15 protein-coding genes are annotated in these 24,978 nt (G+C 23.2%); 4 read left to right on the top strand and 11 right to left on the bottom strand.

Annotated features, from left to right (window positions below; translation table 4 throughout):
- A complete protein-coding gene (nusA, locus tag SCANT_RS01805) occupies positions 1-1,350 on the bottom strand; it encodes a transcription termination factor NusA (protein ID WP_053946017.1) in 1,350 nt (449 codons plus the stop codon).
- A 276-nt stretch (positions 1,351-1,626) separates the two neighbouring features.
- Here nusA and SCANT_RS01800 point away from each other — a divergent pair, with 276 nt between their 5' ends.
- The gene (locus SCANT_RS01800) at positions 1,627-2,166 is read left to right on the top strand and encodes a DNA-3-methyladenine glycosylase I (protein WP_235443297.1); all 540 of its coding nucleotides are present in this window, start codon (positions 1,627-1,629) and stop codon (positions 2,164-2,166) included.
- A 10-nt stretch (positions 2,167-2,176) separates the two neighbouring features.
- Here the strand turns inward: SCANT_RS01800 and SCANT_RS01795 are convergent, their stop codons facing one another.
- The 6 genes from SCANT_RS01795 to SCANT_RS01770 all read right to left on the bottom strand — a co-directional run bounded on the left by SCANT_RS01795 (position 2,177) and on the right by SCANT_RS01770 (position 11,434).
- Positions 2,177-4,903 (bottom strand): DEAD/DEAH box helicase family protein, encoded by a 2,727-nt coding sequence (locus tag SCANT_RS01795; protein ID WP_053946673.1) that lies wholly within the window; start codon positions 4,901-4,903, stop codon positions 2,177-2,179.
- Between the two features lie 108 nt (positions 4,904-5,011).
- Complete coding sequence (locus tag SCANT_RS05265) at positions 5,012-5,938, bottom strand: ATP-binding cassette domain-containing protein (RefSeq protein ID WP_083434195.1); 927 nt, start codon at positions 5,936-5,938, stop codon at positions 5,012-5,014.
- Between the two features lie 9 nt (positions 5,939-5,947).
- Entirely contained in the window at positions 5,948-7,441 is a 1,494-nt protein-coding gene (locus SCANT_RS01785) for a hypothetical protein (RefSeq protein ID WP_144416872.1), read from the bottom strand.
- A 270-nt stretch (positions 7,442-7,711) separates the two neighbouring features.
- Positions 7,712-9,601 carry a lipoprotein gene (locus tag SCANT_RS01780; protein ID WP_053946014.1) on the bottom strand — a complete coding sequence of 630 codons (1,890 nt, stop codon included), beginning with the start codon at positions 9,599-9,601 and terminating at the stop codon, positions 7,712-7,714.
- Between the two features lie 189 nt (positions 9,602-9,790).
- Positions 9,791-10,780: an acyltransferase family protein gene (locus SCANT_RS01775; protein ID WP_053946013.1), complete on the bottom strand. Its 990-nt coding sequence runs from the start codon at positions 10,778-10,780 to the stop codon at positions 9,791-9,793.
- A 78-nt stretch (positions 10,781-10,858) separates the two neighbouring features.
- A complete protein-coding gene (locus SCANT_RS01770) occupies positions 10,859-11,434 on the bottom strand; it encodes a DJ-1 family glyoxalase III (RefSeq protein ID WP_053946012.1) in 576 nt (191 codons plus the stop codon).
- Positions 11,435-11,501: 67 nt separating this feature from the next.
- Here SCANT_RS01770 and SCANT_RS01765 point away from each other — a divergent pair, with 67 nt between their 5' ends.
- On the top strand, positions 11,502-11,924 hold the full coding sequence (locus SCANT_RS01765) for a hypothetical protein (protein WP_053946011.1): 423 nt from the start codon (positions 11,502-11,504) through the stop codon (positions 11,922-11,924).
- A gap of 6 nt (positions 11,925-11,930) precedes the next feature.
- Here SCANT_RS01765 and SCANT_RS01760 read toward each other — a convergent pair whose 3' ends face one another.
- The 4 genes from SCANT_RS01760 to SCANT_RS01745 form a co-directional block, all read right to left on the bottom strand.
- Positions 11,931-13,325 carry a hypothetical protein gene (locus tag SCANT_RS01760; RefSeq protein ID WP_053946010.1) on the bottom strand — a complete coding sequence of 465 codons (1,395 nt, stop codon included), beginning with the start codon at positions 13,323-13,325 and terminating at the stop codon, positions 11,931-11,933.
- Positions 13,312-13,977, bottom strand: coding sequence for a phosphotransferase (locus tag SCANT_RS01755; protein WP_053946009.1), 666 nt, complete (start codon positions 13,975-13,977; stop codon positions 13,312-13,314). The genes SCANT_RS01760 and SCANT_RS01755 overlap by 14 nt, the downstream gene beginning before the upstream one ends.
- A gap of 36 nt (positions 13,978-14,013) precedes the next feature.
- The gene (locus tag SCANT_RS01750; protein ID WP_053946008.1) at positions 14,014-14,514 is read right to left on the bottom strand and encodes a hypothetical protein; all 501 of its coding nucleotides are present in this window, start codon (positions 14,512-14,514) and stop codon (positions 14,014-14,016) included.
- A gap of 171 nt (positions 14,515-14,685) precedes the next feature.
- Entirely contained in the window at positions 14,686-19,920 is a 5,235-nt protein-coding gene (locus tag SCANT_RS01745) for an ABC transporter permease (protein WP_053946007.1), read from the bottom strand.
- 103 nt (positions 19,921-20,023) lie between these two features.
- On the opposite strand from SCANT_RS01745, the gene SCANT_RS01740 reads away from it, so the two are divergent.
- Together SCANT_RS01740 and SCANT_RS01735 are read left to right on the top strand one after the other, a co-directional pair.
- Positions 20,024-22,480 carry a hypothetical protein gene (locus SCANT_RS01740; protein WP_053946006.1) on the top strand — a complete coding sequence of 819 codons (2,457 nt, stop codon included), beginning with the start codon at positions 20,024-20,026 and terminating at the stop codon, positions 22,478-22,480.
- A gap of 85 nt (positions 22,481-22,565) precedes the next feature.
- The gene (locus SCANT_RS01735) at positions 22,566-24,971 is read left to right on the top strand and encodes a hypothetical protein (protein ID WP_053946005.1); all 2,406 of its coding nucleotides are present in this window, start codon (positions 22,566-22,568) and stop codon (positions 24,969-24,971) included.
- Positions 24,972-24,978 lie beyond the last annotated feature (7 nt).

Raw genomic sequence — 24,978 nt, 5'->3', positions numbered from 1 at the left:
TTATTTCTCATAGTATGAATCATAACTATCATCATCACTATCAATGCTTTCTTCAAATTCAAAAGTATTATCTGCTTCACTTAGACTTTCAAATGCTGCAATTGATGCTTGAATTTCATCAATTGACTTATCTTCTTCAACAAAAACAATTTCTTCTGTTTCATCTTGTTTTTTAGCAAAATTTTTATCCTTATTAAAATTACCCGCTGTTTTTTCTCTTCTTTTATTTACCTTACTTAAGAAGTCTGGATTACTTAATTCTGCCTCATCAATATTTCCATTTCATTTAATTTCAATATCTTTTTCTTTAGCATTTTCTAATGAAAAAATATTAATTTTCATATTTACAAGATTTGCAACTAATCGAGCTGCCATACCTTTTTTACCAATTGCCAATGATAATTGCTCATTTGGAACAACAATAAAACATTCATTATTTTCTTCATTAATATCAATGCTTATTACTTTAACTGGTGCTAATGAATTCATTACAAATGTTTTTTTATCTTCATTTCATAAAACAACATCAATTTTTTCACCATTTAATTCTTTAGTAATATTTTTAATTCTGCTCCCCGATGCTCCAACACAACTTCCAATTGGATCAACACCTTCTTCATGTGAAAATACAGCTATTTTTGCTCTATGTCCAGGTTCTCTTGCAACTGACTTAACTTCAACAATACCCTCAGAAATTTCAGGTACTTCAGTTTCCATTAATCTAGTTAAGAATTCTGGATGGATTCTTGAAGCTTGAATTTGGGAATGTTTATTATCTCTTGAAACTTCTTCAATATAGAAGCAAATTCTGTCATCAATATCAAAATCTTCTCCTGGAATGATTTTTTTATTTCAAATGGGAATAATTGAACCATTAATATCTACTAAATAACTGTTTTCTGTAATATCTTTAACAAATCCACCAACAATTTCGTGATTTTTTGATAAAAATTCTTGATAAATTTTATTTTTTTCACCTTCACGGATTTTTTGCTTAATAATTTGTCCAACTTGCATTACAGCAATTTTTGAAAAATCCTCTTGAAATTCAACTGGTTCATATACATTATCACCAATTGAAACATTTTCACCATAAAGTTCCTTAGCAGTATTTAACCCAATTTCTAGTCATTCATCTTCGATTTTTTGAACAACAGTTAAAATCTTAAATACCTTAACTTGACCAGTATTTTGATCAATATCTACTCTTACTGTTGCTTCAGGGTCAAATGACTTTTCATATGCTTTTTGAAAACCCTCTTTAATACCCTCTAAAACAATATCTTTATCTATTTTTTTATCTTGTACGATTTCAAAAATCGCATCTAATAGTTTTGCACCATCTGTCATGGCTTTTAATCCTCCTATATTTTTTGTCAATTATGTTTAACAAATATAAAAGAAGACTTGCGTCTTCTTTTAATTTGAATATGACACTTTAATTATAACTAAATTATCTAAAAATTTGAATTTTTTTATAAATTTAAATTTAACAAATTATGGAATTTTGGCATAAAGGCTATAAATTTAAACTTAAATATTAATTTAAAATCTATAGATAAATCTTTTATATATAATTTAAATGTATTTAAATACTAAAAGGATTAAAAAACGATGCAAAGATGTATGTGAGCTAATAAAAATATATTAAATCAACAATATCATGATAATGAATGAGGTAAACCAGTTTATGATGATAAACTACTATTTGAAATGTTGATTTTAGAATTAAATCAATCTGGATTAAGTTGAGATATTATTCTAAAAAAGAGAGAGAATTTTAGAACAGCTTTTGACCAGTGAGATTATCATAAAATTGCTCTTTATGATGAAACTAAAAAAGAGCAATTAATGCTAAATCCAGGAATTATTAGAAATAAACTAAAAATAAAAGCTGCTATTAATAACGCAAAAGCTTTCATTAAAATTCAAGAAAATTACAAGAGTTTTAGTAACTTTATATGAGGATTTACTAATAATGAAATAATAAATAATTCAAATACTAAAGAAGAAATAAACCCTTCTTTTTCTGATTTATCAATAAAAATAAGTAAAGAATTAAAAGTAAATGGCTTTTCCTTTTTAGGAAAAACAACGGTATATTCTTTTCTTCAAGCAATTGGAATAGTAAATGATCATTTAAATTATTGTTCTTTTAAAGATTAATAAAATAGAATTATAATACATCAAATTCTGCTGTTAAATAATTCTCTGTTTGCATTTTTGTAAATTGTCCTATACCAATAAATTTATATAATTTTAGGAACATATTTTTTTGATCGTAATTTTGCTTATCATGTAAAAATAAGTACTTTTTGATTTTCTCATTACTAAAGTCTTTTATTATTTTATGTTCCATTGACATTTTTTCAGGAATAGATCAATAAAATTTATTATTATCTTGATCATACTTTGTTAATTTTCCATAACCATTTCCATCTTCATCAGCCAAAATTACTTGTTTTGAATTATCAAAAGTTAAATATCCAGCTTGAAAAGTTAATACTTTCATTTCATCTCTATAATGTAAAAAATTAGTTCTTCCTATTACTGATAAACATTGCTTTACAGTATAAGTAGAATTTATAGATAAAAGTTTATTATTAGATTCTTCAAAAATTAATATTTCATACTTTAATTTATATTCCAAAATTAATATTAATTCTTCTACTATCAACTTATTATTTTCAATAAAATGCTCTATTAGATCTTTGATTTCTAAATAATTTGGATATAAATCTAAAAATTTTTCTATACTTGTAATCTCATATAAAAATGAGGTCATAAGTAAATTGTCAAAATCTAAATCAATATGTTTCCTATCAATTTGTCCTTTTAATCTTTTTAAGAAATAATTTATAATTTGATAATTATCTAAAAAGATAAACTGCTTTAAAATATTTTTATTTCTACTTGTATTATTTTCTTTAGCACTATAATTTATAATTTCTCTTGCAGTTTTCAAAAATAAATCATCTAGAACATTATAAAAATCTTGCAAAGAAAGTTCATAATCAGCTATTATTTTTTCTAAAGCTTTGTGTTTATATTTATTATAATATTTTACTACTTTAGATTTAATGATGTTTTTATTACCATATCATTTTTTTAGACTTTGTAAAATTATTTGTTCTGTGTGTTTTTCTAAAGTAATTGTTGAATTATAAGGTAATCCATTTTTAATTGAATTAAAATTTGTGCCAATTATTTTTGAATTAAATAAATTTCTTATTCCTAAAGTTAAATCATATTTATTATCAATATTTGAAATTAAATCATAAACTTCTAACTTGCTTTTTAATTCAGTTTTTCTAAGTCCTCTACCTAGTTGTTGTAAATAAACTGTTTTAGAATTTGTTGGTCTTAATAGTATAATTGTGTTAATTTCTGGAATATCTATTCCTTCATTAAAAATATTTACTACACATAAGTAATTTATTCTTCCAGTACTAAATTCATATAATATTTTTTTTCTATCTTTACTATTTTCTGCAGTTAAGCACTCTGCCTTTAAGTTTTTCTGTTTTAAAAAGTTTGAAATAATATTTGCATGTTCAATTGTAACACAAAAAATTAAAGCAGTAGGTCTTGCATATACACCTAAATATTTTTCTATTGTTTTATATAATAATTCATTTCTAGAATCAGTATTAATTTTTCTAAAAATTTCTCTATCGGAATTTATATCTATACCCTGCAAGTCAGTTGAGGTATCGTCAATACAATAATAATCAAAAGAGCATAATAATTTTTGATTTATTGCGTCCCATAATCTTAATTCTGATGCAAACTCATTATGAAAATATTTTTTAATGTCTTTGCCATCCTCTCTTTCTGGAGTTGCAGTTAAACCAATGATTTGCTTTGGTTTAAAAAAATTAAAAGTTCTCTCAAAAGAATTCGCGGCCATATGATGTGCTTCATCAAAAACTAATATATCAAATTGTTCTTTTGAAAAATTATCTATCTTATTTGAAAGAGATTGAATAGTTGCAAAAAGATGTAAAGGTTTTTCACTTATTATTTTTCCATCATACAATACTTCTCCAAAATTTGGTTCATTTAAAACTTCTCTATAAGTTTTTAATGCTTGATCAACAATTTCTCTTTGATGAGCTAAAAATAAAATACTTAGGTTCTTACTAACAGTTTCAATTTGTCTTTTAAAATCAAAAGCTGAAACTAGAGTTTTTCCAGTTCCTGTTGCCATTACAATTAAATGTTTATTTTTTCCCTGAAATCTTCTATAAGAAAGTTTATCAATAATATCTTTTTGAAATTTATATAGATTTTTTTTAATATAATTAGTTGAGGAATCTATTTTAGTTAATTGTAAGCTATTTTTTTGATCTTGATTTTCTTTTACTTTTTGAATTAATAAATCTCTTTGATACACATCTGAAAAATCCACTAAATTTTCATTTCAAAGTATATCAAATTCCTCTATCATTTTTTGAACTAAATCATTACTATCTCTTGAAATAATCTTAATATTTCATTCTCTTCCACTTATCATTCCTTTATAAGTCAAATTTGAAGAACCAATTATAGCACTATCCAAATTTGTTTTTCTTTTAAAAATAGCAGCTTTGATATGTATTCTTTCACTATGTTTTTCTAAATTATCTTCAATTTTTATTTGAATATTACTATACTTTTCGACAAGTTTTTTTAACTCATATAAATTATTAAATTGAGATAAGTCATCAAAAGTAGTAGAAATTATTTTTATTATTATTTTATTTTTTAAACAATAATCAAAAGTTAAAGAAATTTTATTTAGAATTGTTTTTGAAATAAAAGGATATATTAAATAAACCTCGTCTGAAGTTAAAATTTCATTTTGAATTTCTGTTAAAAGCTCTTGCTCATCTTTATTTGTAAAAAATTTATCTTCATTCATAAGTTTATTAGCTCCCATATTATAATTAATAAAAAAAGATAACATAAGTTATCTTTTTTTATTAATAAACAAGTAAATTATATAACTATAATTTTTATTATAAAACATTTATTTATTTAATTCATTATTTTCTAAAGCCTTATGGATTGATTCCATATTAATTGGTAATTTTATAAGATTATTAAGAGGTAAATTATTTTTAATTAAATATAAAAATAAGTAATTTATTTGTCTATAGTTATCAACAGCAATAACTAAGGAATTTTCATCATTATCATATTTAAAGGACATAATATCTTCTTCTAACAAAAATTCTCTAAATTTTTGTACATCAAAAAGATCTTTAATAAATAATTTATATTTTGAATAAATATTTAGTTTTTCTTTTGTACCTGCAAATATTTTCTTACCACCTTCTAAAATAATGTATTCATCAATAATATCTGATATTTCATCAATATTATGCACAGTGATAATAATTGTTTTCCCTTGTTTTTTATAATCTATCAATAAATTTTTAATTTTATTCCTTCAATAAGAATCTAAATTTGCTCCAGGTTCATCCATAATAATAAGTTGCGCTTCTTTAATAAAGCATAAAATTAAATTCAAACGATTTTTCATTCCTCATGAAAATTTACTAATACTTTTTTTTCTTGCATCTCATAAGTCAAAAAACTTTAATCAGTATTCAATTTTTTGCTCTCTTTCTCTTTTTTTTATTCCTAGAACTATACACATAGTTCTTAAAAAGAAGACTACATTAACACTATAAAGTGAAAAATCGGTTTGTGTATAAAAACTAATTAACTTATTAATTTTGTAATGTGTAAATTTTTTTCTTGATGTTCCATTAATAATAATATTACCTTTAAACTTTCTTATAGAGCCTATTATTGAATTTATTAAAACACTTTTACCACTGCCACTTGAACCAAGTATGGCAGTAATCTTGTTTGAATTAATGTCTAGATTTAATTCACCTATTTGATTTGCCTTAAATTTTTTTACAAATTTTCTTATATTTATTTCCATATTTACTTCCTAACTTAGATCAAACTTGCTATATCTATAACAAATCATTGTCATAAATAAAATTGTTATTACAGACTGAATAGCTAAATATATTCATGGTTTTGTATAATAACTATAAGAATTTTTATCTATTATATTAAATTCATTTATTTTAAAAGTGTAGTTACTATAATTCAAAAACATATTTTTTTGATTATTTAAATCAATTTTCGATTTAGAACCAGGCTTGAATCAAAAATCTTCATATGAAAATCCAGATAATTCTGTATAGTTATTTCAAATTCCATTAAATAAATTTATATTATTGTATAAATCAAATTTACTTCTTGATGAGGAATAACTACTTCAACCGTCATTTTCAGTATCCACAGAATATTTTGTAGATACTATATATTTACTTGTATAATTTATAAAATATTCTTCCAATACTCTTGAAGCTAACATTAAAGGAAAGAACAATTTATTTTTTACAAAAGTATTTTCAGTTACTCCTGCTTTTAAAGTAAATCCACTTTGTAAAGATGCCGAAGCATTTAAATTATACTTATAAAGATTTGTTAAATAGTCCTTTTTAAAAACAGCTTCTTTGGTTTTGCTATCTTTATAAATTTTGCTTTTAGTTTCATTAACAAAAATAAACTCTTCAAAATAATCACTTGTAAATTGTTGAAAATTAGGCAAACTATTTTCAATATTTTCTAAAAAATTACTTAAGTCTTTTAAAACTAAATTTAAATTTGTATTTTCAGTACTTATTATCATTTCTAATAATTTTTCTTTTGAAATAAAAGTATTTTCTAAATATAACTCCACTTCAATTGCATCATCAGCTCGAAATTCTCTTAAATCTGTTAAGTTCGAACCAACTGGTAGATTTTTTATTTTCAAATCACTTCCAGTTATTATAGTTTCTTGATTTTCTATAACTCCCAATTTATTTCAAAAATTATTTATTCTTTTGTTTATTGTTTCTTGTAAAATAAATTCTTCTTTTGTAAATTCATTTTCATTAACCATAAAATTATTTATTGCATATGATAAATATGGGTATTTTATTTTATAATTTAAAACATACTTTTGTAAATCAAATGAATCATATAAATCACTTATTTTATAAATTTGTCCATTATTATAATTAAATTTTATTGTCCCTTGACTTTCCTTTGATTCTATAAACTGACGTGGAATATTTGAAAGAAAAGTAATTGAGATTAATAAAGTACAAATTATTGTTGTAAATTGAATATTTGAAAAAAGCAAAAGCAATAAAATAAAGGACATTAAAAAAAGTGATGAAACAAAAGAATAGATAAAAAATGCTAGATTGAGTCTTAAAATTAAATTAAAGGCATCAGTTAGAAAATAGCCAAAAAATATAATTAAAGAAACAGAAATAATTATATTAAATAAAATAGCAAGACCTATTAAAATATATTGACTTAATAATATTTTAATTCTTGATACTTGATTGGCTAATACAAGATACAATAGTTTATTATCCATAGAATTAACAAAATAGAATTGCATAGATCTCAAAATTAAAAGAAATATAAATAATGATATATAGATTAAAATATAAAAATTAAAAAATGTTACTATTTGTTCCCCTTTTGTTAAAAAAAATAAACTAAGAGAAAACAAAAATGGAAAAAATAATAGTAGTAAATTTAAAACTATAAAAGATTTCTCATGAAATATAATTTTAAAATTAAATATTAATAATTTACTAAAAGATATATTACTTTTTATTTTCATAGTTTTTAAGTGAGATCATTAAGTTTCACTTCTTTCAATTATTATTGAATTATCAGCAGCACTACTACTATATTGTTCAAATACGAAAACCAAACTTAAAAAATTAAATTTTAAAAGAATAGATGTTTTTCTTTCATAATAACCCTGATATCTTCTATTTTGTTTATAACCTTTTTCTGTTTTTAAAACATCTGAATAAATTGCTCCTTCTGATATTTTTCCACTAGAGTTATTATAATTTGCAAAATTTAAATCAAAGACTCCCTGATTACCATCTTCTAAAAGCTTATCTCTAAAATTAACTTGTGTATCTTTTAATAAAGATAAGCCCTTATTAACTGATGAAACATAACTTCCGTTACTTTCTTGATGTAAACTATCTCAAATATTTTCTTCAATTTCTTGATCTCTAACTTTTCCACTAAAAGCAAAAGGTGTTTCAAATTGAGTAGTTCCATTCAATATAGTTGGTTTTTTTGTATCAAAAACATTTTGAAATGATTTAATACCTTCAATAGCATTAAAATAAATTGCATTTCCAAATGAAGTATCTTTAATTAAATTTTCGCCATTTGATTCATTATTTTCATTATTATCAATTGCTAAAGAATATTTTATAGATACTGTATTTATTGGTAATTTATAGTTTGAATTTATTATCAATGATAAACCATCAATAGAAACTTTACCAACGGCAACTGAATTTGTCTTTTTATTAACTCCATCATAATTACTTTCTGTTAAAAAATTTGTAAAGTTTTTATAATAATTTTCATACATTATTTTTAAATTTTTATTTAATATATTATAGACTTCTTTATTTACACTTTTTTTGCCATAATCTTTAAAATTTATTTCATTACCATTTTCTTTAAGGTTAATTAAAACTGAGTTATTTATATCCTTATAGTTTTGCCCATCTTTTTCATTTAAAAATATATCATAATTATTTGCTTCAACTTTTGAAGTAATTGAATTTTTTGAAATAACTGGAGTATTGTTATTTGAAAACTGTAATCCAATATTTATTTCATTTAAATATTTAGTTTTAATAAAATTCATAAACTCATCTCTAAATTGAGTGGAGCTATAAATATTATTTACAATAGTTTCTCTTCTTTTTGTATTAAAAATATCAAATATTTTATAACTGCTATTTTTTTCAAGATTTAATAATGTATTTTGATAATCTAGTCATGTAAATTTACTTTCAGTTCCTAAAAAATCATTTTCAATATTTTTTTGAATTTTATCAATACTTTTTAACAAGACCTCATCATTTGTATATGTAAATACTAATGGTATTGTTGTATCAAAATTTTCCTTATTGCCATCTTGATTTTTGAATTGAATTGATATTTTTAAATTGATTACTGTTGAAGACAAGAAATAATTAGGATTAGCTTCTCCACTTTCTTGTCAATCTTTATTTGTATATTTAATATCAATAGAATTTTTATCAAAATCAATACTGTCAACTACTGCATTGTTTCAAATTATTACATTAAATTTATCTGATTTAGTTGCTAAATCATTTAATTCTGATTTTAGGTCAATTGTTTTTAAAATATTATTGAAATCAGTTACTATATCGTCTTTTAAGTTTTCAGTTAGATCATCTAGATTAGCACTTTCTGAATTAGTATCTGTTCCATATTTCTCAATATTTTCTCTATTAAAAAAGTTATAAACTCCATTATCATCAATTAATCCTAATAACTTATCTTTTTTAGAATTGATAAATGAATCCATTATTTCACTTGATTCTTTTTTGAATTGATTAATTAATTCTGATACGTCATTATTTTCTTCAACTGATGGTTCAGATTTATTCCCGCAAGCAATAACTGATGTTGTTGCAGATGAAGCTATTCCTAAACCAGCTAAAATAGTTAAAAGTTTTTTCATTTTTTTCTCCTTTACAAAAATTGCTTGGAAAAAAATAAAATAAATACCTATTTTCTTTGTTCTTAAAGTAGATACTAACTAAAAAAAAAAAAAAAAGCAAGAGAGTTAAAATTAACATATTTAAAAAATATTAACTAATCTAATTAAAAGTTAAACTATTTAAATAAGAAAATATTAATCTTCTGCTTATTAAACTATACTAATTATTTTATATTTATTTCAAATATTAAAAATCTTTTGAGTACTATATTTTGCAAAATTAGTTGAACAATATTCAATTGGAACTGCAATAATTGTTGTTGCAACTAAAATAATTAGACCATATACAATATTTCTTATAAATATTGGACTAAAGTTTAGAAATTGATTATTAAATAATTTCTCCATAATTATAATTTGAGTTATATAATGAAATAAATAAACATATAGAGATAATTTACCAAGATAATTTATAAATTTATTATTATAAGATGGTATTGATAAGAATAATAAAAATAATAGAATTGAAATAGCATATGTAATTACATTTGAAGTGCTCATTGATATTTTATAATTTACTACATTTATATTATAAAACATAATAGGAAGATAAATTAATAAGAGTAATAAGGTGGGAATTAGAAATTTTTTTATGCCTTCCAAATTATAATATCTTTTAATTCAAGCTCCAATTAAATAAAAAGTAATCATATAAAATAAATTAAACATTGTGAATACTTGACCAAATTTATATAAACTAGTTGTTGCAGAAGAAAATATAAATAAAAGACAAATAGATAAAAATAAAAATTTACCTGTAGTTCTATTTACAAAATCATTTAAGTATTTAATAAAAGGTTGCAATAGAAGAAAACACCATATATATCATCAATCTCTGCCCCCCAAAAATAAGTTCTGTACATGATCTAATATATTTGTAAAATTGTTTATTGAAAGACAAACTATTGTATTTATTATTAGACAACCAATTACTATCATTAAAAGATTTAAAAAATTATAATTTTTACTATCAACTTTTAAATATCCTGTAATAAGTATAAATACACTCATAGATGCACCAATAAATGGCTCTAAAAAAAATACATTTTTATAACCGAAAGCTGTTCAATCATGATAAAGAATTATTAGAAACGCCATTAAATATTTAACTAATTGCAAATTACTATTGATTTTTTTCATATATACCCTTTTAAAAACTTTTGTAATTATTATATAACAAAAATATATAAGAAAAGCACAATATATGTGCTTTTCTTATTAATAATTAAATACTAATGTTTTGTGTAGTTCCAACATTTTTTCAGTTGAAGTAAAATGATCTACAATTTGAAGTGCAAATTGTAATGCTCCTCCTATTGAGCTTCCAGTAATAAAATTCTTATCAGCTATTGCTGAAATATGAGGTTTCTTAATTGCTTTTTCTAAATTAGCAGTACATCCAGGATAGTGAGTAACTTCAATACCGTCTACTAAACCTAATTTACCTAATATCTCTGGAGCTGCACAGATTGCTGCAATAACTTTATTTTCCTTTGCATGTTTTTCAATTGCATTCATTAAAATTTCACATTCTTTTAAATGATCAACTCCAACTCTTCCCCCAGGTAATATTAAACAATCATATTCAGAAAATTTAATATCACTAATTACTTTATCTGCAATAATTTCGATATTTCAAGCTCCCTTTACTTGTTTTGAATCGTTAATAGAAACGATGTCTACAACAGGAAAACTCTTAGGAAATAATTTTTCTGCTCTTCTTAAAACATCTACTGTTGCAACAACTTCTGTATCTTCAAAACCATTAGCAACAAAAATAGCCACTTTTGCCATATTTATTCCTCTTTTCTTTTAATATTATACTACTATTTTTTATATATAATATTTATAGGTGATTCATATGGGAACTATAAAAAATTTGATACTAATAACAAAAATATTCAAAAAGGATAAAAGTAAAGATTTATTTAAAGAAAATAGTTCTTCAAAGCTAATTCATAATCAACAGATATTGGAGATTAATATAAGAACTATCAGAAATGTCTCTAAAAAATTCAGCTCACTGATTTTTAAAGATAAATTTTCTAATGAAAATGGTTTTAGATTAATTTATTCAAAGGGATTTAACTCATTTGGTTTTAAAGAAAACGTTGATTTAGTTATCTGTGATGTTAAAAATAAAGTCATTGAAACTTATTCTAATTTTGGACCAAATAAAATGACAAAGTATTATGACAAAGCAGCATCAATTTATGTTCTTGCAAACAATATGAATCAATATCTTAATATAAAGCAAAATGATTTATTAAAAATTTTTAAATAACTATGCTTAATAAGCAGTGATCTTAATATTATTTGATATATATTTATTTTTCTCAATTAATAAATAAGATATAATAAATATCATTGAAATTATTCATGAAACAAATAAGCTAAAACCAAACATAAATGCAATAACTTCAACATCATAAATCAATTGATTTATTGAATTTAGAATAATAAATGGAACAAAAGTTAATAAATTACAAATAATAGCTTGAACTGCTAAAATTATATTTTTACCTTCTCCATTAAAATGTGCGTTAAAGCTAGTAGCTAAAATGTAAAATATAAAAAAACCAATTAATTTAGAGAAAACATTTCAACTTCTTTCAGATAAGTCACTATTATTATTAGATAAAAATAATGTAAAGGAATTATATGTGGGAATAAAAATTGCAAAAGATAATAATAAAGAAATAAGCGCTATTAATTGAAACTCCAAAATTAAGACAACTCTTTTTTTATAATCTAAATTATTACTTGTTGAAACAATAGATTTATTTATTGCAAAAATAACATTTGGTATCATTAATATTCAAGATCAAATAACTGTATTTGAAAGCCAATAAGCATCACTTTCTGCAACTATATTCATGTTTTTTGCAATCATAAATAAATAAAATGAATTATTTACAGTTGAAAATATAAAAGCTGCTAATACATTTAATCAAAATATTTTAGTAAAAGTTAATTTCTTTAAATTTCAATTAAAACTTTTTACATTGAAAAATATTTTAAAACCAAAAGCTTTTGAGATTAGCATTAATGAAGTTAAAAATAACAGTGTTTGTGTTATCAAAGTACTAACACCTAAACCTACATAGGAATTATTGAAAACTTGATTATTTGCCAATGTAAAATCAAAAATAATAGAGAGTCCCAATTTGCTAATTAATAAAACTAAGAAACCTTTATACATTTTTAAATTTAAAATTACCACAGTTGAAACTGACGTTAAAATTTCAGGAATTTTACTTCAAAGTTGTAAAGTAAAAAATATTTTTTGTTCATATCCTTGATTTGAACCAATAACATTAACAAGCTCTCCAATATTTAAACTTAAAATAATAATTAGAATAAAATAAATAAAAAAAGTAATTAAGTAAACTTCTCTTAGTTTATTCAAGTGTTCTCTTTTTTCAATATGTATTTTTCCAAATCACCAAAATAATGGAAAAACAATTGTTTCTTGAATAACTTCTAACATTATATTTAGATAATCTCATTGAGCATATGTATCTATATTGGCTTCCATATACTGTGTAATCACTAAAGTTCTTACTAGAATTCAAATAGCAGGAATTAAAGAATATAAAAACATTCATATAAATAATTTTCAATGATCCTTTTGCTCTTTAAAAATAAAACAAATATTTTTTTTTGAAAAATTAACTAAATTCATCTTCAATACCCTTTCAATAAATTTGAATTCATTTTTTTACATAATTACTTCAATATTCAATTTCTCTTTTTCTAGGATTATCTTTTAAATATCTCTTATCTTTTTCAATCCTATTTAATATTATATTTTTTACTTCAATGATATCTTGTAAATTATATTTCAAATATTTAAAAATAATCTTTATTTCATCAATATACTTTGCATGTTCTTGTTTGTCATCTCCGAAATTAACTCATAATAGACAAATATAGCCAATATCTTCATATTTACTTCCAAAATAACAACCATCTCAATCAATTACTTTAATTGGTATTAAGTTATCATCAAAAATAATATTGACTGGACTTATATCACCATGAACAATTACTTTATTTTCATTAGTCTTATAAAAGCTTTGATATTCTAAAATTATATCTAAAATTTTTAAAGTAGATTTTAAAGGCATAGTCTGAACTGTTTCCAAAGTTACACCTTCTAAAAAATCATATTTGTAATATTTTTCTTCAATATCACTATAATTAGGAAAAAAGGAAAAATCATTTAAATATAGGATCTCTATAATTTTTTTAAAATTAGAATTATTATTGTTTTCCTTATATAATTGTTTTCCTTTTTTTATAATTGCCTTCCCTGATAGTCCATTTTTCTTCATAAATTATTTCCCTTATTATCAAAACCTTATTAATATTTACTTAGTTGTTTCTTTTTGAATTTTAGATCAGAAATCAACAGCTAGCATTTTGTCAACAAATTTAGCAGAAATATGAATTCCTTCATAATGAAAATGATTTTTATTAAATTTTAAACATATAAGAATAATTGTTAATGCTAAAAAAGTATGATTGTAGTTTATTAATTCCTCTGGAGATTTATCTAAAAATTCTAAATAATCATAATCTTTTACCAGCAATTCTTTCACATTTTCAATACCTGGATTCATTCATGTTGACAATAAATATTTTTTTAATTCATAAAGTTTTTTATAACCTTCATTTTTTGAAGTTAAGCAATTAATTACCTTATCTTCAAAGATTATTCCAATTTTTTTCAGTGCTTCTTCTAATGAAGAATAAAAAAATTGTATAGGCTCTAACTCTTTTGCAATTTCAAAATGTATTAAAATTCAAGGTTCTTTAAATTTAACTACTCCTATTTGATTAGAATCTAATTGGTATACTTTTTCGCTCATAATTAAGCTCCTTATTTTTTAAAATTATATCACAGTTATAAAATATTTTTTTATTTTGTAGTCTTTACTAAATTTTATTAATTAAACTTTTTTAAAAGCAAAAAAAAAAAAAAAAATTCTTTAATAGAATTAAATGATTTTTTTAGCTCATTTTTTTATTTTTAAAGAATTTTATTTCATAAGAATTGAAGGTGATTTTTTTCTAATATTTTTGGTTGTTATTGTAATTGAAAGGAAGAATGAACCAAATACAAGAATGATTGCCAATATTGGTGTTCATCAAGTTAAACCAAATGGAATTGATCCAAGTTTTTTACTAATTATATTAAATAGGATTGCTATTACAGTGAAATTAGTAAACACTCCTAATGCATAGAATAGTGCGGAAAGAATTGTTACACTACCAAATGTATATTTGATAATTTTTCAATTTGAATAACCCAGTGATTTCATAACAATCATAAATTTCTTATATTGATTTACATACAAGTCATTAATTAGTGTAATTGTTAAAACCATAATTATTATTAATAAACAAATTGCAACAGTAGCTACAGTTAAAATTATAGAAGAGAGTTTTGTTATAAGAGCTTTTTGTTGCCCTAATAAAATTGTTGATTTCATTTCCAAAGTACTAGATCCGTAATTATTACCATTCATAGTATCTTGTCCAGATTTGTAATCTCTTGAAAATGATGCTTGACTTGTAATGAAATAAGGTTCTTGTGCATTTGATAATATTCCACTATATCACATACTTGGTCTAATGCTTTTTTCTAGCTTATTTTCACCATAAATTACTTCGTCAATATTATTTTTAGCTTTTTCATTAAAATCATTAGGATTGAAATATTGATAAGTTTTTACACTGACATTATTAACATTATAAGACCCACTAGGTTTCGTATAATCTTCATATTGTAAATTGAATGGAATGTATTTAGAAATTCCATAACCACTTAGCATATTAACAATACTTTGATCTGCAATTACTAATGGTTGTCCATAAACTCCAATTGAACCAACTCTTTTAAATTTGATTTGTTGAACATTTTTATTATTAGCTCTTCAATCTAATTCCACATTACCTAATGTTATCGGTCCATTAACTTCTCTTAGAGTTCTTGCAAACAGATTCTCATATCCCCTTGTCATATATTCAACTGGTGTACCTGATAAATTTTCTTGTTCACGTTCAAAGTCTCCTGAGGCATCATAGTATAGTGAATAAGGTTTAATGGCAAAGTACTTAGTATCTTTCCCTAAATTTGGATTAACTCTTGCTCAGGCTTCTTTAGTTTTTAAAGGAACAAAATCAGAAGCATCATCAAGTCATCATTGTTTGCTATCTCTATTACCACTTTGTTTTAACTTCATGAAATTTTCTTTATAAAGTTCAGGAATAAACATAGTTATATTATCAAAAGAATAATAAGGTCTCATTTCAAAATTAATTTTTTCTTCTTTTGAATTAGGATCAGAAGTTAAATTATAGAATCCATATGCATTATTTTTAAGCTTTATTTTATCACCAGTATTTTTAGGATTAATTAAGTTAAAACCAGTTTGATCAAAAATTGGAGCATGTGTAAATTTACTTGCAGACAGTCCTTCCATTTCAATATAAGATTTATCAGAATTAAATGAAGAGTTCTTATATCTTAATCAATCTCCATCATCATACATTCAAGCTTGATTTGGTATATTCAATGAACTTTCCCTTAAGATAAGTCTATCCTTTTTAATTTTTGGATTATTAAGATTATCTCATTCATTATTAAGTACAAAATCTGTTTGACCATTTGCAATTACTGGAATAGTTAGAGTTTTTGCATCATAAAATTGACTAACATCTTTAATCTCACTGTCTGTAACATCAAAACCATTTATTAATTTTTCTAAAATCTTTGCTTGATAATCACTAATAAATAATTTGGTTCTTTCATTTTTATTCATATTATAGGCACTTTGAGTTGATTGTAAACCTGTAATATCTAAATTTATATTATTGTTTGTAGCAATATTTAATCTAGTATATACATTATCTACTCCTGGTATATATTTATTAATCTGTCAACCAAATGAAAAGTTATTAAGTCTATTTTCTGATCTAGTTACATATTGCTTTATATACGATGGCGTTTGTGCAATTATAATATTTACAATTTGCTCTTTTCAATCTCCTTCTGTAACTGTTGAACCAGGAACAAAGTTTGTCAGCAATTGTGGTAAACCATCAGTTAATAATCCAGATAAGTCTGTAATTTTTTGCAATCTATCTTCAAAATTTTCTAATTCTGGTGAATCAGAGTGAATTGTTCATTCCAAAATTTTTTGAATATCTGCAATTGAAATGGCTTTACCAACCAATTGATTAATATTGTTTCCTAATAAACTTGCAATTACTGCAATTAGTGAGTTTTGATTATCTAAATTAACTTCTTCAGAAGAAACACTATTCATAAAATTATAAAGTCAATCCGCTTTTAATTTATTATCTTCTGTTTGTGAAGGATTTAATAGTATTTGAGGAATTGCCGAATTATCTGCTGGTGGTGCAAAACTTGATACGTTTTTTGATATTTGTGTTATACCACTTCCAAAAATATTGTTACTATCAATTAAAGACTTTTCATAATATTCCACTTCTCTTGTTGGTGATAACGACGTTTTGGCTAAAGGTGCATTTCCTATTAATTCTCTATTTTCAAAAGAGTTAGAATAATATACATTTTTATAATAACCTCCCACAACATTTTGAACTAAACCAGGAATTGTTAATCCAAATGATATTAAAAATCCTGCAAAAAAAACTGTTGTAGCAGATAGAATTGTTTTAGAAAACCCAGATGTTGCCAATTCTATACTAAATCTAGTAGAGAAAGAACTTTTGCTAAATACCTTATTATTAAATTTATCAACTCATTTAATTCGTTTAACTTTTTCCATTTTATACATAATCTCTAATGTTGGTCTTTTTACCAATAAAAATGCTGTTAAAAAGGAAATTAAACATAATAATAAACCAAAAATTAAAATTGAAATCAGCAATGCTGAAGGACTAAAAATAATCAAGTTTGATCTTCCTGATGAGAAATTTAAAAATACTTTAGCTATAAATTCTTGAATAAAAGAACCCAAAAGTCACGCAATTGGAGCAATAAATATAGTTACAATTATTCCATAAGACATATATGAAGAAGCTATTTCATAATTGCCAGCTCCCATTGCTTTTAAAATAGCAATTTCTCCAGAATTTAATTCAACTGTTTTTTTAACAGCTACAACAGTTGCAATTATTGTGATTAAAAAAACTAAAACTGAAAAAATATAAGAAAAAATTCTAAAACCGTTAATTAACATTGGAGCAACAATTCAATTATATCTAAAGGTACTTGATTCAAAAGTTGAATATTTATTAATAAAATTATTACTATCCAATTTTTCATTGTTTCCAACTATATAGTTATAAGAATTATAAACTTCTATCACATTATTAAATGAATAAGCTCTATATTTTTCAAGATTCTTATCACTTTCAGACAACTTATTTCTATCTTCAACTGTCAGCATAGAGTAAATTGATTTTGTTGCAAGTTTTTCTAACTGCGTAGAAATTATTTGATTAAAGTTATCTTTAGTTGCAAAAACTATTGCATTTTTTTTATTATTTGGAAGTGGATTTTGAGTATTTCCCATTGGAAAATAACTTAAAGGTTCTACTGCAAAACCTGAAATAACAAAATTACCTTCACCTAAAACAATATTATCTCCTAAATGATATTTATTTGCTGTGGCAAACTGAGGATTAATCAAAATTTCATTTTTAGTCCTTGGTAAATGTCCTTCGTACAAAGTAAGTTTATCTTTTCAATGATTATTGATATCAATAATTCTGTAATTAATTTCGGTTGTTACATCAGTGAATTCCATTTCAGCTCTTGCTTCATATTTGAATCCCATAGCTTTAGCTAAAAATTCATTCTTAATATAAAATGCTTTTGCAGCACTTATTCCTTCAAAATTATATTCAATATTATAAGTATCAAAATCATTAAAATCTCTATAATAACCAATTGTCTGTTCAATACTTTGATTTTCAAAGTGTCTTAAATATTTGCTACTAAAACTATTATCGTAATTATAGACTTTATTATTACTACCATTAACAACAATTTGATTTAAACTTCCTCTCATACCTTTATTAAAAATTTCTTCTTTTGAACTTGGGTATCTCTCTAAATCAATATTTTCAGAACCTACATCAAGATTATTTTTTCAAGGCTTTGATTCTTTATCTACAATAAATTTATCACTTGATTCAAAATTTTCACTATTTCATTCATTTGACTGTGGTTTAAAACCAAATATTCATTTAAATATTGTTATTGCAAACTCTTTACTTGTTTCAATTTCATTTTCTAATAAAAAATTGAAACCAATTTTATTGTCTTTACTTAACTCATTAAATTTTTGAATTACTCTCTCTCTCTCTTTTGAATCTGATTGAGCAATTGCTTGATTTATTCAATATGTAGGATATTCAATTGTTGAACCAATTAATTGTCTCATTATAGCTTCTAATGCAAAATATAAATATCTATTATAAATATCAAAATCAGAATTATCTGTTAATACTTTTTTTGAAGCTTCTTTTCCTTCAAAATTTTCAAGAGTAATTATTCCTTTAGATTTTAATTCATAAAATAGAGTATTTTTAATATAATTTGGTGGATTTTCACTAAATAGATCTTTTAAATAATTACTCTTTAATAGTTCAATTGTTGGTAAGAAAAAATTTGAAATTCTACCACGTTTATTTGCAGCTGTATTTTTTAAATATGAATATGAACTTGAACCAGAATAATAATTAATATCTAAATTTGAATCTCACTTAATTTCATCTTTAATTGGATCATAAGTATATTGAAATATACTAAATCAATAATCCCTATCAGATAACATTTCTAAGAATTGCTTTTGAATTTCAGAATCCTGAAAAGTTTTAGTTAAAAATGTTTCTTGATACCCCTCACTTGAAAAATCGTCAAAAGAAGAAATATTATAATTTAAATCAACTGCTTTATTATTTTTTTGACTAGTTAAATCTTTTGAATCTTTAACATATAAGAACTGATTATTAAGAATATCCATCGGTGCTATTATATTTGAACCTGTACCCTCTGCTAAATTTAATCCAACTGATTGTTGATTTAAAAAATCAAAAGGTTCCATCTTTAACATGGTCTTTTCATAATCATTTGTAATCCTTTTAGTTGTTGAAAAAGAGATGCTCAAAATAAAAGTTGCTAAAAAACTTAAAATAACAATTACAATAAATTGTATTTTAAATTTCATCACACCTTTTATACCTTGTTTTAAATATAAAAATAATGATTTTTTCATTGAATTCTTCCCCGACTACATATTATAATAATTTGAAATAGTATATTATTTCAAAAATATTTTATCATATTTTGAAAATATAATTTATACATCGGGGGATAAAATGAAAAAAATATTATCAATTTTAGCAGTAGTAAGTATGTCAACTTCTACTATTTGTGTTACTTCATGTAGCACAATAAATTTGAAAAAGAAATCAATTAAAAACCAAATTAGTAATTTGACACAAATTTCTTCAACTTTATTAAGAGGTTCAATCATTCAAAATGCAAGTCAAGAAATAAACAAGGGTTTTGCTTATGACTCAAATTATTTAAACAATCTTGTATATAATTCTAAAGCAAATGAGCTAATTCCATTATTTGATACAAATAGTGAAACAACTTTAAATAGCCTTAGAAATCTTTATTTTGATAATCAAAATTTAGATAGAAATGCAATTAATGATTTAAATAAAGACTTTTTAAGTGATAAAGTAAAATCTCCTACTAGCTCAATTCAAAGTATTGCAAGTATTGCTGTTTTTGCTATTACTACTTTAAAGTCTAACGGAGGAATTCACCCAAGTCTTTCAGGTTTAATTCAAGGTGCAATACCTAAACTTGGTTTAAATGATAATTTAGCAGATAATTTAAATAGTGAAAAACTTAAACCAATTGCAAATTTAATTAAAAATATTAAAGACCCTTTAGCAAAAACAATTGGGTTTTTACAAGAATCAAATGCCATTTATGCTATTTTAAAAAATTTCTTTAATTCAGAATTTGAAAATGCAATTAAAGAAAAAGATATGAAGGCAATATTTGACTGAATTATTAAGTTTTTAAACGATATAAATTTATCAGGGGGCGCAAAAATTTTTGATGATTTGGTTAATTCTTTACTGCTACAAGAAAAAGATGCCGATGAACTAACTGGTCAAATGATAATAAACGCCTCTTTAAATAAAATTAATAATATCTTTGCTAGAATAATAAATCAAGAAAATAAAATTATAACTGGTGAAAATTTATTTAGTTTAAGTAAAAACTTTGATAAAGACTTAGGAAAAATAATTGGAGAATTTTTAAAACAAATAACAAAGGAAAATAGTAATTTAAATATACAAGAAGTGTTAAAGTCAATTTTTGAAAAAACTGAAAATATAAGTGATATTTTATTCGTCTTTTCATCATTACTAAAATATATTTCATCAATAGATTTTTCAAGCTTTATTCCACTATCAAATGAATATTTATTTGATAGTAAAAAATTAAATAATGACTATTTAGCAGAGTTAAATAAATTAACTTTAAAAGATAATCCATATAACACTGCAAGACTTTTAAAAAATCTTTCTACAATTACAAACATTGAAAATAATTTAGATGGTAAACAAATGCAAAAGTTATTCTATTTACTTTTTAATTCTGGTGAAAAAGTAACAAATATTGACCAAAACATTGGATTAATAAGTTTAATTCCAAAAATAAGTTCTCCTTGAATAGGACAAAATAAAAAAAATAACTATTCTTCACTTCTTTATGGTATTGGAAATGGAATTGCAATTTGAAAAGATTGATCTTTTGCAGGTATAGGACCTGATCAAGTGGGAAATGTACTTAGATGAGTAATTGGTGATGGACTTGGATTTAACTCAAATTTTAGTGGTTTGAATAAAGTAATTGAGATTTTAAACAGTATTGGTATAAATATTGATTTAAAAGTTAGTGAAAAAACAACAAGTCAATTAAATCATCTATTTAGTGCTATTTGAGATGAAGATTCTACTTTAATAAAGGATTTAACTGGACAACAAATTAGTTTATATTCTCTTTTCAAAAATGAGATAGTTGAAGGTATTACCCTTTCTAAACTTATTGATTTAATTTATAAAGCCCTTACTCAAGTTGATCCAACTAGTACAATGAAAAAAAGTAAAAATATTGATAAAAAAGCAGAAGGTTTATCTAAAGGGTTAGATATAATTAGCAAAGAAATGGTAAATGATAAATATCAACTTTGATATCAAAGTAATAATAATGAAAAACAATTTAAACAAAATAGTGAAAATGGTAACTATAATGCCCTTCAAGCTTTAATTTTAACTTCAACTAGAAATGGTTTATACTTAAAAATTAATGAAGATCCAATCATAGTGAATCAAAAAGTTAGAGGTCCTAAAGCATCAATGTATGCTTTAGGAACTGATTTTGATACAAATGGAAATCAAATATTTAGTAAGTTTAGAAATTCTTCAATTATGCAAGGATTAGAATATATTTTTGATGATGAAATAACTAATCAAATTTTAGATGACTTATTAAAAGCATTTAATGAGATAAATTCAATTAACACAAACATTTCTAATAATATCTATAAAAAATTAATTAAAAGCCAAAATTTTAAGACAAAAATTTTGAATTATAAAAATATAGATCAAAATAATTTAGAACAATCAATTACTTATGAAATTGTTTATAATGAGCCATTTACTAATAAAACTTTTAAATACCAAATTGATTTAATCCTTAAATTAGATCAATCATCTTGAAAAATCAATAGTATAAAAAGAGTTTAAATATAAATATTGACAAAAAAACTTTCTATTTAAAGAAAGTTTTTTAATATATAATTAATGTAATTAGAAGGAGTAGTCGGGGAAAATGAAAAAAATTATTTCACTTTTGGGAATAGTTTCAATAACAGCTTCAACAGCAAGTGTGGCAAGTTGTAGCATGGTAAACAATAAAAAACAGTCAATATTTAATAAAGTAAATAATCTAACTAAAATATCGTCTACTCTTTTAAGAGGAGCAATGATACAAAATGCAAGTCAAAGTAGAGACAATGGTCTTCCATATGATGCAAATTTTTTACTTGATTTAATAAATTCAAGTAGTGCAAAAGAACTTATGCCTGATTTTAATACAAACTATCAAACAAATATGAGTTCTTTAAATAGTAGTTATTTTAATCAAAATTTAACAAGAGATGAGATAAATAAAATAGCTAAAGTAAAAGATTCTACAAATGAAAATAGTTTGTTTCTTACAAACAATGTAAAATCTCCAAATGGTCCAGCAGACTCTATTGGAAGTCTTCTAACAGTTTTTATTGGTATTATAAAGGCAAACGGTGGAATTCATCCGAACTCATCAGGATTAATACAATCTTTTTTACCTGAGTTAAAACTTAGTGAAAATAATGTTGATCAATTTAGTAGTGAAAAGATGAAACCAATTGCAAAAATCTTAGATCAATGAGCAGATGTAATTGCACTAATAATAAAACTAGCTGAGAGTTCAAATTTACCATATTTTCTAATTGCAAATTTTCTAAATGTAAATTTTTGAACAACTATTAAAGAGAATAATTGAAATATTAATTCCTTAGGAACAATAGATTTAGTAATTAATAAAATATTAAATGTAGATAAAATTGAAAACTTGACAAATAAAAAAATAATGAATGCTGCAGTAAAAAGACTTAATAATATATTTGCAAATCTTTCAAGACAAAATGATAAAGTTATTGAAGATATAAATGAGTTGTATAAAGATATTGATTATGATTTTGAAAATAAATTTGGTGATACATTTGCTGGTTTTCTAAAAAATATAAATAATTTAGATACTTCAAATATGATCCCAATTCTTTTTGATGCCCTATTTGTTGTTTCAGCTATTTTGCATAGAATTACAAGTATCGATTTTTCACAAGATACTCCTCAAAGCCATGATGACTTATATTCATACAAAGGTGAAGTTGGAAGAAAAGAAAAAAAGAATTTGAAGTTTTTGAAAGAACTTGGAGAGCAAGAATTTAATAATAAATATAGTTCAAAAATATTAATAAAAAATCTTTCAATCGCTTTGAACGCAAAAGAAAATGATGGATTGAACTTTGCTAAATTAATTGGATTATTATTCCAAAGTGGAAGTAAAAAAACTTTTGATATTGCAAAACCTGGTATTTTAGGATGAGTACCTGCCCTATTAGGAAAATTAACAACCTTATCAGGTGATTACACAGGTGCTGAGGGTTTCTCTCCTTTACTATATGCAATAGGAAATGGTTTGGCACAATGAAAAAATATTAAAATTAATGTAGTTGCAGAAATTGGACCTAATCAGATAGGTAACTTTATGAAAGCAATTATTGATACTTTTATTGAAAATAGAAGTATCAATGGATTAGACTCCCTATTTGATTTTTTAAAAACTTTTGGTGTTAAAATTCCATTTAGATTTAATCAAGATGAAATAATGAAAAACTCTTGAAGGACTCTTTGAAGTTCTGAGTCAACTTTCTTGAAAACTATTATTGGAGGAGAAACAAATACATCTTTACAAACTATATTAAACTCACATATTTTTTTAGGAAAAAATATTTCAGAAATATTAAATCTTCTTTATGAATCAATTAATTCATCAAATCCAAATCTAAAGAAAGTAGAAAATATTAATAAGGCTTCAACATTAATGGCTAATGGGTTCAGAAATCTATCAACAGCTTTAATTGATGATAAATACTCTATTTTTTATGGAAATGATATTCCTTATAAACAAGGTAATAATAAATATACTTCTCTTCAAACATTAATGATTACTAGCGATAAGAATGGTTTATATATTGAATTTGATAATATTAAAAATAAAAAAGTTAAAGGTGTTAAATCAGCAATGTTTGCTCTTGGAAGTGATTTTGATGATTTAGGAAAGCAAAAAAATAATTTTAGAGAAGAAACAATATTAAGTGGTTTAGAGAAAATATTTGATGACCCTTCAATTAATGCTTTATTTGATCAAATATTAGAAGGTTTTAAAGAAGTTAATAGAATTAAAAAAGAGTTAACAAACTTCACTTATAAACAATTAATTGGCAATATGAACTTTAAAACAAAAGTATTAAGTTATGAGGGTATTGATCAACCAGATACTGATGCCTTTATAAAATACAAAACTACATATACAGATATACTTTCATGAGCTACATTTTTTTATGAAATAGAACTTAAATTAACAAAAGGTTCAAATGAGTGAAAAATTACATCAATTGAAAGAAAATAAAACTCGT

Origin of the sequence: Spiroplasma cantharicola (genome assembly GCF_001281045.1) — a bacterium.
GTDB lineage: Bacteria > Bacillota_I > Bacilli_A > Mycoplasmatales > Mycoplasmataceae > Spiroplasma_A > Spiroplasma_A cantharicola.
The sequence above is the reverse complement of the archived record's forward strand: the minus strand, read 5'-3'. Positions and strand labels throughout refer to the sequence as shown.